The organism is Streptomyces cynarae (assembly GCF_025642135.1).
Taxonomy (GTDB): Bacteria; Actinomycetota; Actinomycetes; order Streptomycetales; family Streptomycetaceae; genus Streptomyces; species Streptomyces cynarae.
Window position 1 is genome coordinate 2,650,664 of sequence record NZ_CP106793.1, and the last position, 16,964, is coordinate 2,667,627.

The window sequence follows — 16,964 nt, forward strand, 5'->3', positions numbered from 1 at the left end:
CGGCGGCCCATGCGTAATGGCCGGTCTCGCCCCTCTCCCCCCTCGTTAATTTGCATCTCAGATGCAAGTTTCATTACGGTGCCGACGGCCGAGCGGGCCGAAGCCCACCGTTCCTTCACAAAAGGAGTCCCGATGCTCTCCGAGCAGTCCGCCGCCACCGTGCGCGCGACCCTCCCCGCCGTCGGCGCCTCACTGGCCGAGATCACCGAGCGCTTCTACGACGGACTGTTCGCCGCCCACCCGGAACTGCTGCGCGACCTGTTCAACCGCGGCAACCAGGCGGCCGGCACCCAGCGGCAGGCGCTGGCGGGCTCGATCGCCGCCTTCGCCACCCACCTGCTGGAGCACCCGGACGAACGCCCCGACGTGATGCTGGGCCGTATCGCCCACAAGCACGCCTCGCTGGGCGTCACGCCCGAGCAGTACAAGGTCGTCCACCAGCACCTCTTCGCGGCCATCGCCGAGGTCCTCGGCGACGCGGTCACCCCCGAGGTCGCCGCCGCCTGGGACGAGGTCTACTGGCTGATGGCGAACGCGCTGATCGCGATCGAGAAGCGGCTGTACGCGGCGAGCGGGCAGACCGGCTGGCGGCAGTGGCGGGTCGTCGGACGCATAGAGGAGACGGCGGACGTCGCCACCTTCCAGCTCAGCCCGGCCGACGACGGCCCGGTGCCCGACTTCCGCCCCGGCCAGTACGTCTCCGTCCGCGTGGAACTCCCGGACGGCGCCCGGCAGATCCGCCAGTACAGCCTGTCCGCCGCGCCGGGCTCCCCGGTGCGCCAGATCGCCGTCAAGCGCGTCCACGGCGGCGACACGCCGGACGGCGAGGTCTCCGGTCACCTCCACGCGCGCGTGCGCGAGGGCGACACCTTGGAGCTGTCCGCCCCGTACGGCGACCTGATCCTGGACGCCACCGACGCACCCCTGCTGCTCGCCTCCGCCGGCATCGGCGTGACCCCGATGATCGCCATGCTGGAGCAGCTCGCCCGCACCGGCCACCGCGCCCCGGTCACCGTGGTGCACGCCGACCGCTCCCCCGCCACGCACGCGTTGCGCAGCGACCACGAGGGCTTCGCGGCCAAGCTGCCGGACGCGGCCGTGCACTTCTGGTACGAGCAGGACGCCCCCGAGTCCGCGCACATGGGCCTCGTGGACCTGTCCGCCGTGCCGGTCGCATCGGGCACGCGCGTGTACCTGTGCGGTCCGCTGCCCTTCATGCGCGCGGTGCGCACCCAGCTGATCGAGAAGGGTGTGCGCCCCGCCGACATCCACTACGAGGTGTTCGGGCCGGACCTCTGGCTCGCTCAGGACTGATCCCGCCGCGGCTGCCCGGCTGGCCGGCGAGGGGTCCTGATGCGACGGTGGTGTGGTGAGGCCTGTGAGGCAGAAGAGACCTTCGAGGGTGTGAGGTCGAGCCACCCACCATTCGACGCGGAGGACGGCGCTCATGGCACGCACAACGAGGAAACGCGTGGGGACGATCTTGTCCGCGGCCGCGGCCGGAGCTGTCGCGGCAGGCCTGTCGGCCGCAGCCCCTGCTGCTGGCGCTGGCGCTTCCACTGCCGCTGCGATGGCGGACGCGGCCACGTCGCCACAGGCGACGGTCGCCCCGTGCACGAGCGCGCAGCTCATCGCGAGCAGCGCACACCGTCTGGCGTCGGGCCAGGTGGTGGTGACGGTCGTCAATCAGGGCCCTCGACCGTGCGTGCTCAAGGGCTATCCCACCGTCGCCCTCGCCGGTCTGGGCTCCCCCGGCAGGAACAAACCTCTCCAGGTCGTCCACCAGGGCGCCTCGGGCCCGGTGACACTGACAGTCGGCGGTCGGGCCTCGACGCAGCTCACCTTCACGCCCGTCCTCGGCGAGGCGAGCGGGTACTGCACGTCCGGCGCCGCGCCCTCCGTCGCGCCCTCGATCGTGGTGGGCATCGCGGGCGGGGGCCAGCAACTGGCCCCGGACGACGGCGGCGACTTCGCGCTCTGCGGGACCAGTGTGCGCGTCACCGCCTTCCGCGCCGCGGGCGCCTGAGCCGGGCGGACACGGAACCGCCTCCCGCGCTCCGTCCCAGCTCACCGCCCTCGTGGGGCTCGGGAGCGCGGACCCCTTCCACGCCGGGCGGTACACGGTGTCGATGTCCCCGTCGCGCCACGGGACCGCGACGTCGCCGGTGCCCTGCGGCAGCCGGAGCCGTTGACCGTGGCGATGCGAGGCGAGTTCGCCCCGGGCGTCGGCGCGGACGGGAAGCCTGCCCCGCCGGGGCGCGGCGGGGCGGGAGAGCGGCGACCGTGCCGCTCAGGAGCAGTCGAGTCCGGCGACGCCTGCATCGTATGCAGCAGCGCACAGGCACGGGACGAGGTCGAGACCCCGGCCGTTCGCCGTCACAGCGCTGAGGGCATACCGAGGAGCAGCGGCCCCGTCGGCGCCGCCACCACGTCCTCGACCGTCACCGGGTCCAGCGAGGCGAAGAAGGCCTCCTGAGCTCGGCGCAGCGCGCCCCGCAGCCGGCAGCCGGTGTGCAGGGGGCAGGGCACGGCGCCCTCGCAGTCGACGACGTCGCCGTCCCCCTCAAAGCGGCGCACGACCGCGCCGACCGACGCCGTGCGCCCGGCCTCGGTGAGCGTGAGCCCGCCGCCCCGGCCGCGGCGGGCCTCGAGGAGTCCCATGTGCGTCAGCTCGGCCACGACCTTCGCGGCGTGCGTGTACGGCACGTCCATGGCCCCCGCGACCTCGCGGGTCGTGGGGCTGGAGTCGCCGGCGACGGCGAGCCGCATCAGGACCCGCAGCGCCAGGTCGGTGGAGCGCAACAGCCGCATGCCGTCAGCGTAGATAATGCGCATCTGAGCTTCAAATTATTCGGCGGGAAGGCCGCCCCTTCGGCCATTCGGGTGGTCCGGCCTAGGTCCAGGGACTGGCGCCCCACTACGATCAGCCGTCCCGAAGGTCCCTTTTCCCCCGAAGGACGCGCCATGGGCTCCGCCCCCACCCCCGGTTCCGCCGAGCGCAAGGCCCGCATGGAGCAGATGCGCCGTGCGGAACGCGCACGTGAGCGCCGCAACCGCATCCTGACGACCGCGGCGAGCGTGGTCGTCGTCGCCGGTCTCGTCGTCGGCGGGGTGGTCCTGGTCGACTCGCAGTCCGGGAGCAAGGCGTCCGCGGCGAGCGGCTCGAAGGACTCGGCCGGCGGCCCCAAGGGCTCGGCGGGCGGCTCCAAGGGCTCCGCGAAGAGCGCGAAGGACTCCGGCCACTTCGTCACCGGCAAGGACGGCGTGCGGGTCTGGACGGGCAGGCTGACCCGCAACCACGTCACCACGAACGTGCCCTACCCGATGCACCCGCCCGTCGGCGGCGACCACAACCCGGTCTGGCTGAACTGCAACGGCGACGTCTACACCGAGCCCGTCAGGGACGAGAACGCCGTGCACTCGCTGGAGCACGGCGCGGTGTGGGTGACGTACTCGAGCAAGGCGTCGAAGGCCGACGTCGCCGCGCTCGCGGCGAAGGTGAGGAAGACCCCGTACACGCTGATGAGCCCCTACGAGAACCAGGCAAGCCCGATCATGCTCACGGCCTGGGGCCATCAGCTCTCCGTGCAGAGCGCCGGCGACCCGGGCGTCGACAGGTTCCTCGCGGCCTACGTCCAGGGCGAGCAGACGCCGGAGCCGGGTGCCTCGTGCACCGGCGGGACGATGCGGTGAACCGGCACATCGGCTGGATCGCCGGGGCCGCGGCGGCGGCTCTCGTCGCGACGGGCGGGATCACGTACGCGGTCGCCGAGGACGGCGGGTCGGGGAGCGTCCGCGTGCCCGCCGCGGACTCGGCGGACGCCGGCTTCGCGCGGGACATGGCGGTCCACCACCAGCAGGCCGTCGAGATGTCGTACATCGTGCGCGACCGCACCGGGAACGAGGAGGTGCGCCGCCTCGCGTACGACATCGCGCAGACACAGGCCAACCAGCGCGGCATGCTGCTGGGCTGGCTCGACCTGTGGGGGCTGCCGAAGGTGTCCTCCGAGCCGCCGATGACGTGGATGGGCATGGGCGGCATGGCCTCCGGCAAGGACGGCGCTCTGATGCCGGGCATGGCGACCGACACGGAGCTGAAGAAGCTGGGCGAACTCAGCGGCAAGCAGGCGGAGATCCTCTATCTGCAACTGATGACCGACCACCACAGGGGCGGCATCCACATGGCCGAGGGCTGTGTCGCCAAGTGCACGGTGGCCGTGGAGAAGAGGCTCGCGCAGGGCATGGTCGACGCACAGCGGTCGGAGATCGATCTGATGACGACGATGCTCGAGGAACGCGGCGCCGAGCCACGCACCTGACGCCACCGGTCTGCATACAAGTCGACAAAGCGGCATCGAACGGAGTTCACCGCAAGGGCATCCCGGGAATCGCAACCTTTCCGCAACATACGGGGAATGCCCAAATCCACCCAAACCCCAAGTGGCCGCGACCACTTGGGGTTTCCTTGGCCTTTTCATTCCCCTGGCATGAATCGTTCATCGACAGAGTGACCCCCATCGTGTGATCCATACGGTCGGCCGAACCGCCGCGGGCCGGCACGCGGACCGCATGACGTATCGACCACTACATGCATGCGAACCGCATCGCAGGGGGTTCTATGAGATCCAACCGCGCCAAGATGCGCGCTGTGAGCATGGCAGCAACGCTGCCCATGATCGCCGGCGCGCTGGCGCTGGGCATACCCGCGGCGCACGCCGCGGACAGCCCCGCTCGTGACGTACTGCAGGGCACCAAGCCCGCGTGGGCGACGGCCACGGCGGACAAGGGCGCGACCTCCGACAGCGCCCAGGTCTCCGCCCGGGTCTACCTCGCCGGCCGTGACGCGCGCGGCCTGGCCGCCTACGCGAAGGCCGTCTCCGACCCGCACTCGCCGTTGTACGGCAAGTACCTGAGCGCCAAGCAGACGCAGGCCCGCTTCGGCGCGACCAAGGAGCAGGTGGCCGCGGTGAAGTCGTGGCTGAAGGCGTCGGGCCTGAAGGTCACCGCCGTCACGCAGCACTACGTCGCCGTGACCGGTGACGTCGCCGCCGCCGAGAAGGCGTTCGGCACGCAGCTGCACAACTACGCCAAGGGCGGCAAGACCTACCGTGCGCCCTCGAAGGCGGCCACCGCGCCGGAGAGCCTGAAGGGCGCCGTCCTGACCGTCACCGGCCTGGACAACGCCCCGCACAAGGCGAACCACGACGACCAGCTGCCGCCGCCGGAGACCGTCTTCCGCAACTCCGGGCCGTTCTCCTCCTACTACGGCTCGAACACCGCGACGACGCTGCCGGAGGCGTACGGCCACGAGATCCCGTACGCCGTCAAGGGCTACACGGGCAAGCAGCTGCGGGCCGCGTACGGCGCGGGCACCCGCACGGGCAAGGGGGTGCGTATCGCCATCACGGACGCGTACGCCTCCCCGACCATCGCCTTCGACGCGGCCACCTACGCGAAGAAGCACGGCGACGCCGCCTGGACCACCGGTCAGCTGCACCAGGTGCTGCCGAACCAGTACACCAAGACCAAGGAGTGCTCGGCCGCGGGCTGGTACGGCGAGGAGACGCTCGACGTCGAGGCCGTGCACGCGGTCGCCCCCGCGGCGAACGTCACCTACGTCGGCGCCGCCTCCTGCTACGACGACGACCTGCTCGACTCGCTCAGCAAGGTCGTCGACAACCACCTGGCCGACATCGTCTCCAACTCCTGGGGCGACATCGAGGCCAACCAGACCCCGGACCTCGCGGCCGCCTACGACCAGGTCTTCCAGTTCGGCGCGGTCGAGGGCATCGGCTTCTACTTCTCCTCCGGCGACAACGGCGACGAGGTCGCCAACACCGGTACGAAGCAGGTCGACACCCCGGCCAACTCCGCCTGGGTGACCGCGGTCGGCGGAACCTCGCTGGCGGTCGGCAAGAACGACACGTACAAGTGGGAGACCGGCTGGGGCACCGAGAAGGCTCTGCTGTCGAGCGACGGCAAGAGCTGGGTGGGCTTCCCCGGCGCGTTCACCTCGGGCGCGGGCGGCGGCACCAGCAAGACCGTGGCGGAGCCCGACTACCAGAAGGGCGTCGTCCCGGACGCGCTGGCGAACGCCAACAACGCGACCGGCAACCGCGTCGTCCCGGACATCGCGGCGATCGCCGACCCCAACACCGGTTTCCTGGTCGGCCAGACTCAGACCCTGCCCGACGGCAAGACGCAGGCGTACGACGAGTACCGCATCGGCGGCACCTCGCTCGCCGCGCCGGTGATCGCCGCCGTCCAGGCGCTGGCCCAGGAGGCCCGCGGCGGCCAGCCGATCGGCTTCGCCAACCCGGAGATCTACGCCAGGTACGGCTCGAAGGTGTACCACGACGTCACGGACAACCCGACGGGCTCCGGACTCGCCGTGGCGCGCGTCGACTTCGTCAACGGCTACGACGCCACGGGCGGCATCGCCACCTCGGTCCGCAGCCTCGGCAAGGACAGCTCGCTGAGCGCGGAGAAGGGCTACGACGACGTGACCGGCGTGGGCTCGCCCGCTCCCGGCTACGTCGAGTCGTACAAGCGCCGCTGAGGCACCGCCGACAACGACACCCTGAGGGGGCGCGGGGTGGGTCCACCCCGCGCCCCTTCGCCGTGTGTGAGGTGGCACACACCCCGCACCACCCATCGCGTCGCTCTGACGATTACACTGGGCGTCGTGCCTCCGTTGAACTTGTGGTCGATCTATCAGCATGGCTTCGCGCGCGTCGCCGCGTGCACGGGTCACACCGTCATCGCGGATCCGCACGCCAACGCCGAAGCGGTCCTGCGCCACGCGCGCCGGTGCGCCGGGGAGGGGGTCGCCGTCGCCGTCTTCCCGGAGATGGTGCTGTCCGGCTACTCGATCGAGGACCTGCTGCTTCAGGACGCGCTGCTCGACCAGGTCGAGGAGGCGCTGAAGGAGGTGGTGGCCGGATCGGCTCAGCTGCTGCCGGTCCTGGTCGTCGGTGCCCCGCTGCGCCACCGCAACCGGGTCTACAACTGCGCGGTCATCGTGCACCGCGGCCGCGTCCTCGGTGTCGTGCCCAAGTCGTATCCGCCGAACTACCGGGAGTTCTACGAGCGCCGGCAGATCGGCGACGGCGCCGACGAGCGCGGCGGGTCCATCCGGGTGGGCGGCGAGACCGTACCGTTCGGCGTGGATCTGCTGTTCGCGGCCGAGGACGTACCCGGCCTGGTGCTGCACGCGGAGATCTGCGAGGACATGTGGGTGCCGGTGCCGCCCAGCGCGGAGGCGGCCCTCGCCGGTGCGACCGTCCTGGTCAACCTCTCGGGCAGCCCGATCACGGTCGGGCGGGCCGAGGACCGCAAGCTGCTGTGCCGCTCGGCGTCCTCCCGCTGCCTCGCCGCGTACGTCTACGCGGCGGCCGGCCTCGGCGAGTCGACCACCGACCTGTCCTGGGACGGCCAGACCATGATCTACGAGAACGGCGTGCTGCTGGCCGAGACCGAGCGGTTCCCGCTCGGCGACACTTACGCGGTGGCCGACGTGGACCTCGACCTGCTGCGGCAGGAGCGGCAGCGGATGGGCACGTTCGACGACAACCGCCGTACGCACCGCGCACGGACCGGCGACTTCCGGACGGTCGGGTTCGAGCTCGATCCGCCGCTCACCGACCTGGGGCTGCGCCGTCGCCTGGAGCGCTTCCCGTTCGTGCCCGCCGACCCCGAGCGCCTCGCCCTGGACTGCTTCGAGGCGTACAACATCCAGGTCGAGGGCCTCCAGCAGCGCCTCGCGGCGATCGGCGGCCCGAAGGTGGTCATCGGGGTGTCCGGCGGCCTCGACTCCACGCACGCGCTGATCGTCGCCGCCCGCGCCATGGACCGCGCGGGCCGCCCGCGCAGCGACATCCTGGCCTTCACGCTGCCCGGCTTCGCCACCAGCGACCACACCAAGGACAACGCCCACAAGCTGATGAACTCGCTCGGCGTGACCGCTGCCGAGCTGGACATCACGCCCACCGCGCGGCTCATGCTGAAGGAGATGGGCCACCCGTTCGCCTCCGGCGAGCCGGTGTACGACGTCACCTTTGAGAACGTGCAGGCCGGGCTGCGCACCGACTACCTGTTCCGGCTCGCCAACCAGCGCGGCGGCATCGTGCTGGGCACCGGCGACCTGTCGGAGCTGGCGCTCGGCTGGTCCACGTACGGCGTGGGCGACCAGATGAGCCACTACAACGTCAACTCGGGCGTGCCGAAGACGCTGATCCAGCATCTGATCCGCTGGGTCATCAGCAGCGGGCAGTTCGACGAGGAGACGGGCAAGACGCTCGCCGCGATCCTCGACACCGAGATCAGCCCGGAGCTGGTGCCGGGCGAGGAGATGCAGTCCACCGAGTCGAAGATCGGCCCGTACGCGCTGCACGACTTCACGCTCTTCCATGTGCTGCGGTACGGCTTCAGGCCGTCGAAGATCGCCTTCCTGGCCTGGCACGCCTGGCACGACCCGGAGGCCGGCGCCTGGCCGCCGAACTTCCCCGAGGCCGAGCGGGTGGCGTACGACCTGCCGGAGATCCGGCACTGGCTGGAGGTCTTCTGCCGCCGCTTCTTCGCGTTCGCGCAGTTCAAGCGGTCCGCCATGCCGAACGGGCCGAAGGTCTCGGCCGGCGGTTCGCTCTCCCCGCGCGGCGACTGGCGCGCACCGTCCGACAGCAACGCGCGGGCCTGGCTGCGGGACCTCGCCCGCTTCGACATCGAAAACATCGAGGGCATCGAGGGCATCGAGGACGTCGAGGAGATCCAGGACATCGAGGACGTAGCACGGTGACCGGCCCGCACGGGACCGCCTGAGCGACAGCGACGGCACCAACGACAAGGGGTGCCCGGTGGAGACCGGGCACCCCTTCGTCGTGGCGCGCGGAGATCAGCGGTACAGCGCCTCCGACTCCTGCGGCAGGTGCGAGGCGACCACCCGCTGCCGTCCGGCGTGCTGAGCGACCCGGCGCCGGTCCACCGCAGCCGCCGTCGCGGCCACCGCGAGCCCCAGCACCGCCAGCCCCGCCCCGGCCACCGCCGGAGAGGTCACGCCGAAGCCGGCGGCCAGCGCGAGGCCGCCGATCCACGCTCCGCCCGCGTTCGCCAGGTTGAACGCCGCCTGGTTCGCCGAGGAGGCCAGCGACGGCGCCGCCGACGCCTTCTCCATGACCATGAGCTGTAGCGGCGACCCGGTGACGAACGCCGCCATGCCCAGCAGCGTCACCGCCAGGGCCGCGCTCCACTCGGCGCTCATCAGGAGCGGGAAGAGGGACAGGACCGCCGCCAGCGACGTCAGGCCGCCGAACAGCGTGCCCCGCAGCGAGTGGTCCGCCAGCCGGCCGCCCACCAGGTTGCCGATCGTCGCGCCCACGCCGAACAGGGCCAGCAGGAGCGTCACGCTCGAGTCGGCGTAGCCCGCCGCGTCCGTCAGCATCGGCGTGACATAGCTGTACGCCGAGAACAGCGCGCCGAAGCCCGCCACGGTCGTCCCCAGCGCCAACCACACGGGCAGCGAGCGCAGGGCGGCCAGTTCGCCGCGCAGGCCGCCGGCCGGGGCGTGGGTGTGGTCGTGCGGGATCAGCAGGAAGAGGGAGGCGATCGCGGCCAGGCCGATCGCGCTCACGCCCAGGAACGTGGCGCGCCACCCCAGGTGCTGGCCCATCAGCGTGGCCACCGGCACACCCGCGATGTTCGCGACCGTCAGGCCCATGAACATCAGCGAGACCGAGCGGGCCTTGCGCTCGGGCGCCACCAGGTCGGTGGCGACGACCGCGCCGACGCCGAAGAACGCCCCGTGCGGCAGCCCGCTCAGGAAGCGGGCGGCCAGCAGCCAGCCGTACCCGGGCGCCAGCGCGGAGAGGGCGTTGCCCAGCACGAACAGGGCCATCAGGCCGATCAGGACCGTGCGCCTGGACATGCGCGCCGTGACCGCGGCGAGCAGCGGCGCGCCGATCACCACGCCCAAGGCGTACGCCGAGACCAGGTGCCCGGCGGTGGGGATGGATATGTGCAGGTCGTCCGCGACATCGGGCAGGAGGCCCATCATCACGAACTCGGTTGTTCCGATGCCGAAGGCGCCCACGGCGAGGGCGAGCAGGGCCAGGGGCATGAAGTGCCTGTGCCTTTCCAAAACGGGTTCCGTACGTCGTCTGCGTTTCGTATGTTCACGTACGGAACAAAGTCTGGCAGGCCCAGTATTCCGCGAGGTCAAGGGGTGGTGACGTTCACACGTGCCGCCACCGGCAGATGGTCGCTCCCCGTCTGCGGCAGCGTCCACGAACTCACCGGCTCGATGCCCTTGACCATGATCTGGTCGATCCGCGCCATCGGGAACGACGCCGGCCAGCTGAACCCGAAACCACTGCCGGCCGCGCCCTGCGTGGAACGCATCTGGGAGGTGACGGCGTTGAGCGCTCGGTCGTTCATGGTGCCGTTCAGGTCGCCGAGCAGGATCACCTTGCTCAGCTTCTCCTCTGCGATGGCCTCTCCGAGCGCGTCCGCGCTGGTGTCCCGCTGCCGCGCCGTGAACCCGGCGGCCAGCTTCACCCGCACGGAGGGCATGTGGGCGACGTAGACGGCGACCTCCCCCTCCGGCGTGCGCACGGCGGCCCGCATCGCCCGCGTCCAGCCCAGTTTGATGTCCACGGGCTCGACCCCGCTCAGCGGGTACTTGCTCCACAACCCGACCGTGCCCTGCACCGAGTGGTACCGGTACGTCGACGCCAGCGCCCGCTCGTACACCGGCACGGCGGACGCCTTCAGCTCCTCCAGCGCCAGCACGTCCGCCCCGGACGCGGCCACGTCCCGGGCGGTGTCGGACGGGTCGGGGTTGTCGGCGTTCACGTTGTGCGTGGCGACGGTCAGGTCGCCGCCGCTGCCGCTCTTGTCGCCGAGCAGCCCGCCGAAGAGGTTCAGCCAGACCGTCACGGGCACCAGCACCGCGATCAGCGCCGTCGCCGACTTCCGCAGCAGCGAGAGGATCAGCAGCAGCGGCACGCCCACGATCCCGAGCCACGGCAGGAACGTCTCCGTCAGGGAGCCGAGGTTTCCGACCCTGTTGGGGATCCGCGCGTGCAGCAGCATCACCAGCGCGAGGACCACCGCGAGCGCGGCCAGGACGATGCCGCGACGCCAGATGCCGCGGTCACCGCGCAGAGCGTCGTACAGGCGCCGGAGCCGGGATCCTCTGCGGCCCGGCCCCGTGCCGCCGCCACCCGTCTCCGTCATGTACGCCTGCGCCATACCGTCGCCTCACACCTTGCCGTGCACTCCGTCATCCCCCCGCGGTAACGACCCTAGGGGATGATCGGCTCCGTCCCTGCCGCCCCATGACGGCCGTACGCGCACGAGGACGAACGAGGCGGCGTCCGAAGTTCCGAACGGGGGTTCCTGAGAGGCCTTCTGTGACGAAACGCGCACATACGCGCGGGAAATCGGCGCGTGAGCGTTACGATCTGACGGGTCGTAGGCCTTCCAGGGCCGTGTCGACGATCCGCTCGCTCAAGCCCTCCTCGAGCGGTGCCTCGGGGCGCAGCAGGGAGCGTACGAGCATGGGGGCGACCAGCATGTCGTTCATCAGATCGATGTCCACGTCCGTGCGCAGCTCGCCGTTCCGCTGTCCGCGGCGCAGGATGTCGAGGCTGAGCCTGCGCCGGGGTGCTATGACGGTCGCGTGATAGGCGGCCCAGATCTTGGGGCTGGACTTCATCTGCGCCTGCACGTTGCGCAGGATCGCCGAGGAGCGGCTGGCGAGGGCGCGCTGCCGCAGCCACTCCAGCAGCACGACCAGGTCGTCGCGCATCGAGGTGCCCGGCAGTTCGGGGTCCTCGGGGTCGGCGGCGCGCAGGACGTCGACGAAGAGGTCCTCCTTGTTGTTCCACCGCCGGTAGATGGTGGCCTTGCCGACGCCCGCGGTGCGGGCGATGCGCTCTATGGACAGGTCGGCGAGGGACACGCCGTCCTCCATGAGCTTCATCACCCCTTCGATGATGGCCCGTTCGACGGCCTCGCTGCGCGGACGTCCGCGTACGGGCCACTCCTGCTGCTGGGTCCGGGGCCTGCTCTCGGCGAGGCTCACGTTCGACTCCGTCCTTGGCCGGCGGTGGGATGTTCCCCCGCTGTCTGTCGTCAACGGGCACCCGGCTGTCCGAGTGCCCGCCTTGACGTACCGTCAGTGATCGGCCGCGACCAGCTCCGGCTCCTCCGTGCCGGTCCGTGCGGCCGCCTTCCCGGGCAGGAACAGCGCGACCACCACGGCGCCGAGCACCGCCACGCCCGCGCCCCACAGCGCGGTGACGTGCATGGCGTGCAGGAACGCGTCGTTGGCCGGGGAGACGAGCGCCCTGCCCTTCGGGCCGAGCTTGGCGGCGACGCCGAGGGTCGCCTCGATGGACTCGCCCGCGGTGTGGCGTACGCCTGCCGGCAGGAACGTCAGCTTGTCCTGGATGCCGTCGCGGTACGACGTCGACAGGACCGAGCCGAGCACCGCGATGCCGAGCGCGCCGCCCACCTGACGGAAGGTGTTGCTGAGCGCGGACGCGGAGCCGGCCTTCTCGCGGGGAAGGGCCTGCATTATGACGACGCTGGTCGGGGTCATGATGTGCGCCATCCCGGTGCCCATCAGGAAGAACAGGACCTCGAGGATCCAGATGGGCGTGTCCGCCGTCAGGGCGGCGAACGCGGCGAGCATCGCGGCGATGATGAGCATGCCCGCGGTGGTGGTGGCCTTGTTGCCGAACCGGTCGACCAGCAGCCGGGCACGCGGCGCGAAGATCAGCTGTGCGGCGGCCAGCGGCAGCAACAGCAGACCGGCCTGCAGCGGCGAGTAGCCGCGCACACTCTGGGTGTAGAAGACGGAGAAGAAGGTCACGCCCATCAACGCGAAGAAGACCAGGGAGATCGCGGTGATGGCCGAGGAGAAGGCCTTGTTCTTGAAGTAGCCGACGTCGATGGACGGGTGGTCGCTGCGCTTCTCGAACACGACGAAGAGCGCGAGGACGGCGAGGCCGGCCAGTATGGTCCCGATCACCTTGGTGTCGGTGAAGTCGGCGAGCTGGCCGCCCTTGATGATGCCGTAGACGAGCAGGACCAGGCCGACGACGGACAGCACGACGCCGATGGGGTCGAGGCGCCCGGGGCTGGGGTCGCGGGAGTCGGGGACCAGCCAGATCATCAGGGCGAGCGCCAGGATCACGATCGGCACGTTGATCAGGAAGACGGAGCCCCACCAGAAGTGGTCGAGCAGCACCCCGCCGGTGATCGGCCCTATGGCGATGGCGAGGCCGACGCCGCCGGCCCAGATGCCGATGGCCTTGGGCTGCTCGTCGCGCTCGAAGACGTTCATGAGGACGGCGAGCGTGGCCGGCATCACGAAGGCCGCGCCGAGGGCCATGAGGGCGCGGAACGCAATCAGCTGATCGGGTGAACCGGATTCCGCGGCGAGCGCCGACCCCGCGCCGAACACCACGAGACCGGCCAGCAGCGCCTTCTTCCGGCCCAGACGGTCGCCCAGCAGCCCCGCGGTGAACAGCAGCCCGGCGAAGACGAGCGTGTAGGCGTTGATGGCCCACTCCAGCTCGCTCTGGGTGGCGCCGAGGCCGATCGGCGCGGGGGTGGAGATCGTCTTGATGGCGACGTTCAGGATGGAGTTGTCGAGCACCACGATCAGCAGGCTGAGCATCAGCGTGCCGAGGATGGCCCACCGGCGCCGGTGCACGGCATCGGGCACCCGCCGTTCGACAGGGGCAGCAGGGGTAGTCATATGAGCGAGCCTAGGCGACTTCCGATACGGAACCGTCTCGTATCGGAAGTCTTTACGGACTCCTTAAGAAGAGACCTGGCTCACGTGTCAAACGGCCCAATCCGCAAGACACGGACTCGGCCCCGAGGTCGAGCGGCAACCTGTCCCCCGGCCCGGGCCGAGGTCGGCCCCCGGCGCGGGCCGAGCCCCGCCCCCTGCCCTAGCCGCGCGTGGCACGAGGTGCCACCATGGGGGTGGTCCGGGGACGCCGTCAGGGCGCCTCGAGATGACAGAAGGAGCCGTTGCGATGACGCAGCTTCCGGCTGCCCAGGGGCAGCACGCTCAGGGCACGCTCAGGTCCTCCGACAGCAGCAAGGCGCTGTACGGGGGGAAGAGCACCCGCCGTATCACCGTCCGCGACCTCACCGCCGCCAAGGAGCGCGGCGAGAAGTGGCCCATGCTCACCGCCTACGACGCGATGACCGCGTCCGTGTTCGACGAGGCCGGCATCCCGGTCATGCTCGTCGGCGACTCGGCGGGCAACTGCCACCTGGGGTACGAGACGACCGTGCCCGTCACCCTCGACGAGATGACCATGCTCTCCGCCGCTGTCGTACGGGGCACCAAGCGCGCCCTGATCGTCGGCGACCTGCCCTTCGGCTCGTACCAGGAGGGCCCGGTGCAGGCGCTGCGCTCGGCGACCCGGCTGGTGAAGGAGGCCGGGGTCGGCGCGGTGAAGCTGGAGGGCGGCGAGCGCTCGCACCGCCAGATCGAGCTGCTGGTGGAGTCCGGCATCCCGGTCATGGCGCACATCGGCCTCACCCCGCAGTCCGTGAACGCCATGGGGTACCGCGTGCAGGGCCGCGGCGAGGAGGCGGCCGCGCAGCTGCTGCGGGACGCCAAGGCGGTGCAGGACGCCGGTGCGTTCGCGGTGGTCCTGGAGCTGGTCCCGGCGGAGCTGGCGGCCGAGGTGACGCGGGTGCTGCACATTCCGACGGTCGGCATCGGCGCCGGTCCGGACACCGACGCGCAGGTGCTCGTGTGGACGGACATGCTCGGACTGACCGGGGGCCGGGTGCCGAAGTTCGTGAAGAAGTACGCGGATCTGCGCCAGGTGATGGGCGACGCGGCGAAGGCGTTCGCCGAGGACGTGGTGGGCGGGACGTTCCCGCTCGAGGAGCACTCGGTCCACTGACGTTCGCCAGCCGTCCACACGGCGAAGCCCGACAATGCCACCGCCCCGCGCCCCTTCGGGCGGCGCGCAGCAGCCCGCCGATCTTCCCCCGTCGGCGGGCTGTTTGCCGTCTGTCGGCAACCTGTCGGCGGCTGTAGGTGCGCTGTCGGTCGTTTGTCGGTGGGGGCTGACACCTTCGTGGCATGACGCGAATCGACAACACCCCGAAGGACGCCGCACCGGACGCGGCCGTCACCGTGCGGGGGCTGGTCAAGCACTACGGTGAGACCAAGGCGCTGGACGGCGTCGACCTCGATGTGCGCGAGGGCACCGTCCTCGGCGTACTGGGGCCGAACGGTGCCGGCAAGACCACCCTCGTGCGCTGCCTGTCCACCCTCATCACCCCGGACGCCGGCCACGCCGTCGTCGCCGGCTACGACGTCGTACGACAGCCGCGGCAGACGCGCCGCGTGATAGGCCTCACCGGCCAGTACGCCTCCGTGGACGAGAAGCTGTCCGGTTTCGAGAACCTCTACATGATCGGCCGGCTCCTCGACCTGCCCCGCAAGGAGGCCCGCGCCCGGGCCGACGGGCTGCTGGAGCGGTTCTCGCTCACCGAGGCCGCGAAGCGCCCGGCGTCCACGTACTCCGGCGGCATGCGCCGGCGCCTGGACCTCGCCGCCTCGATGATCGGGCACCCGGCGGTGCTCTACCTGGACGAGCCGACCACCGGCCTCGACCCGCGCACCCGGAACGAGGTGTGGACCGAGGTCAAGCGGATGGTCGCCGAGGGCGCCACCGTGCTGCTCACCACCCAGTACATGGAGGAGGCCGAACAGCTCGCCTCCGAGCTGACCGTCATCGACCGCGGCAAGGTCATCGCGGGCGGCGGCATCGACGAACTGAAGGCCAAGGTCGGCGGCCGTACGCTGCGCGTCCGCCCGGCCGACCGGGCGGAGCTGCGCCCGACGGCCGCGGCACTCGACGAGTTCGGCCTCACCGGTCCCGGCGGCGCGACCGTGGACACCGAGACCGGCACCGTCCTCGTGCCGATCCTCAGCGACGAGCAGCTGACCGCGGTGGTCGGCGCGCTCACCGCCCGCGGCATCACGCTCGCCGGCATCTCCACCGAACTGCCCAGCCTGGACGAGGTGTTCCTGTCCCTCACCGGCCACAAGGCCGGAGCCCCGCAGGACGCGTCCCCCGCCCGTGAGGAGGTCGCCGCATGAGCGCCACCACGTTGACCGCACCCGCCGCCCCGGTCTCCGAAGGCCGTATCGGACTGCGCGCCAACCTGCGTCACATCGGCGCGCTGGTCCGCCGCAATCTGTTGTGGATCCGGCAGGACCCGGAGTCGATGTTCGACGCGATCCTGTTCCCGGTCATCTTCTGCCTGCTGTTCGTGTTCGTCTTCGGCGGCGCGATCGCGGGCACCCACAACCGGCACGCGTACGTCAACTACGTGGTCCCGGGCCTGATGGCGATGATGGGCATGAACATCGCACAGGGCGTGGGCACCGGGTTCAACGAGGACTTCCACAAGGGCGTGATGGACCGCTTCCGGTCCCTGCCGATCAGCCGCGCCTCCGTCCTGGTCGCGAAGATCACGGTGGAGCTCGGGCGGATGCTGTTCGCCACTGCGGTTCTGCTCACGGTGGGCTTCATGCTCGGACTGTCGGTGTCGAACGTCCCGGGCCTGTTCGCGGCGATCGGCCTGTCGGTGCTCTTCGGGTTCGGGATCATGTGGATCTTCCTGACCCTGGGCGTGGTGCTGAAGAGCGCCCAGGCCGTCCAAGGGATGGGGTTTCTCGTGCTGATGCCGCTGCAGTTCGGTTCGTCGATCTTCGCCCCGACCAGCACCATGCCGGGCTGGCTGCAGGCGTTCACCGACTACAACCCGCTGTCGACGCTCGCGGACGCCGCGCGGGGTCTGATGAACGGGGGTCCGGTCGCCCACAGCGTGCTGATGACCCTCGCCTGGTCGGCCGTCCTCACGCTGGTCATGGCGCCGATCGCCATCCGCAAGTTCAACAACAAGAGCTGACGCCC

14 protein-coding genes are annotated in these 16,964 nt (G+C 70.8%); 9 read left to right on the plus strand and 5 right to left on the minus strand.

The genetic code is table 11. The features are described from left to right. Positions 1–132 precede the first annotated feature (132 nt). The gene (locus N8I84_RS12395) at positions 133–1,314 is read left to right on the plus strand and encodes a globin domain-containing protein (RefSeq protein ID WP_263229575.1); all 1,182 of its coding nucleotides are present in this window, start codon (positions 133–135) and stop codon (positions 1,312–1,314) included. 256 nt (positions 1,315–1,570) lie between these two features. Then, positions 1,571–2,026, plus strand: a complete 456-nt coding sequence (locus N8I84_RS12400; protein WP_263229576.1) for a DUF4232 domain-containing protein — start codon at positions 1,571–1,573, stop codon at positions 2,024–2,026. Between the two features lie 350 nt (positions 2,027–2,376). On the opposite strand, the gene N8I84_RS12405 is transcribed toward N8I84_RS12400, so the two are convergent. After that, positions 2,377–2,811: an RrF2 family transcriptional regulator gene (locus tag N8I84_RS12405; RefSeq protein ID WP_263229577.1), complete on the minus strand. Its 435-nt coding sequence runs from the start codon at positions 2,809–2,811 to the stop codon at positions 2,377–2,379. 153 nt (positions 2,812–2,964) lie between these two features. Between N8I84_RS12405 and N8I84_RS12410 the strand changes: the two genes are divergently transcribed. The 4 genes from N8I84_RS12410 (at position 2,965) to N8I84_RS12425 (ending at position 8,794) form a co-directional block, all read left to right on the plus strand. Continuing rightward, the gene (locus tag N8I84_RS12410) at positions 2,965–3,693 is read left to right on the plus strand and encodes a DUF3105 domain-containing protein (protein WP_263229578.1); all 729 of its coding nucleotides are present in this window, start codon (positions 2,965–2,967) and stop codon (positions 3,691–3,693) included. Next, positions 3,690–4,319, plus strand: coding sequence for a DUF305 domain-containing protein (locus N8I84_RS12415; RefSeq protein ID WP_263229579.1), 630 nt, complete (start codon positions 3,690–3,692; stop codon positions 4,317–4,319). The genes N8I84_RS12410 and N8I84_RS12415 overlap by 4 nt, the downstream gene beginning before the upstream one ends. 299 nt (positions 4,320–4,618) lie before the next feature. Next, positions 4,619–6,559: a S53 family peptidase gene (locus N8I84_RS12420; protein ID WP_263229580.1), complete on the plus strand. Its 1,941-nt coding sequence runs from the start codon at positions 4,619–4,621 to the stop codon at positions 6,557–6,559. A gap of 135 nt (positions 6,560–6,694) precedes the next feature. Continuing rightward, entirely contained in the window at positions 6,695–8,794 is a 2,100-nt protein-coding gene (locus tag N8I84_RS12425; protein ID WP_263234741.1) for an NAD(+) synthase, read from the plus strand. 96 nt (positions 8,795–8,890) lie between these two features. On the opposite strand, the gene N8I84_RS12430 is transcribed toward N8I84_RS12425, so the two are convergent. The 4 genes from N8I84_RS12430 to N8I84_RS12445 all read right to left on the minus strand — a co-directional run bounded on the left by N8I84_RS12430 (position 8,891) and on the right by N8I84_RS12445 (position 13,762). Continuing rightward, positions 8,891–10,111, minus strand: a complete 1,221-nt coding sequence (locus N8I84_RS12430; RefSeq protein WP_263229581.1) for an MFS transporter — start codon at positions 10,109–10,111, stop codon at positions 8,891–8,893. A 98-nt stretch (positions 10,112–10,209) separates the two neighbouring features. After that, positions 10,210–11,244, minus strand: coding sequence for an endonuclease/exonuclease/phosphatase family protein (locus tag N8I84_RS12435; protein ID WP_263229582.1), 1,035 nt, complete (start codon positions 11,242–11,244; stop codon positions 10,210–10,212). Positions 11,245–11,449: 205 nt separating this feature from the next. Continuing rightward, positions 11,450–12,079, minus strand: coding sequence for a TetR/AcrR family transcriptional regulator (locus N8I84_RS12440; RefSeq protein ID WP_263229583.1), 630 nt, complete (start codon positions 12,077–12,079; stop codon positions 11,450–11,452). Between the two features lie 93 nt (positions 12,080–12,172). Beyond that, positions 12,173–13,762, minus strand: a complete 1,590-nt coding sequence (locus N8I84_RS12445; protein ID WP_263229584.1) for an MFS transporter — start codon at positions 13,760–13,762, stop codon at positions 12,173–12,175. Positions 13,763–14,048: 286 nt separating this feature from the next. Here N8I84_RS12445 and panB point away from each other — a divergent pair, with 286 nt between their 5' ends. The 3 genes from panB (at position 14,049) to N8I84_RS12460 (ending at position 16,959) form a co-directional block, all read left to right on the plus strand. Continuing rightward, positions 14,049–14,936, plus strand: coding sequence for a 3-methyl-2-oxobutanoate hydroxymethyltransferase (gene panB, locus N8I84_RS12450; RefSeq protein WP_263229585.1), 888 nt, complete (start codon positions 14,049–14,051; stop codon positions 14,934–14,936). A gap of 182 nt (positions 14,937–15,118) precedes the next feature. Next, entirely contained in the window at positions 15,119–16,144 is a 1,026-nt protein-coding gene (locus tag N8I84_RS12455; protein ID WP_263229586.1) for an ATP-binding cassette domain-containing protein, read from the plus strand. Continuing rightward, entirely contained in the window at positions 16,141–16,959 is an 819-nt protein-coding gene (locus N8I84_RS12460) for an ABC transporter permease (RefSeq protein ID WP_200417087.1), read from the plus strand. Before N8I84_RS12455 ends, N8I84_RS12460 begins: the two co-directional genes overlap by 4 nt. Positions 16,960–16,964: the final 5 nt, after the last annotated feature.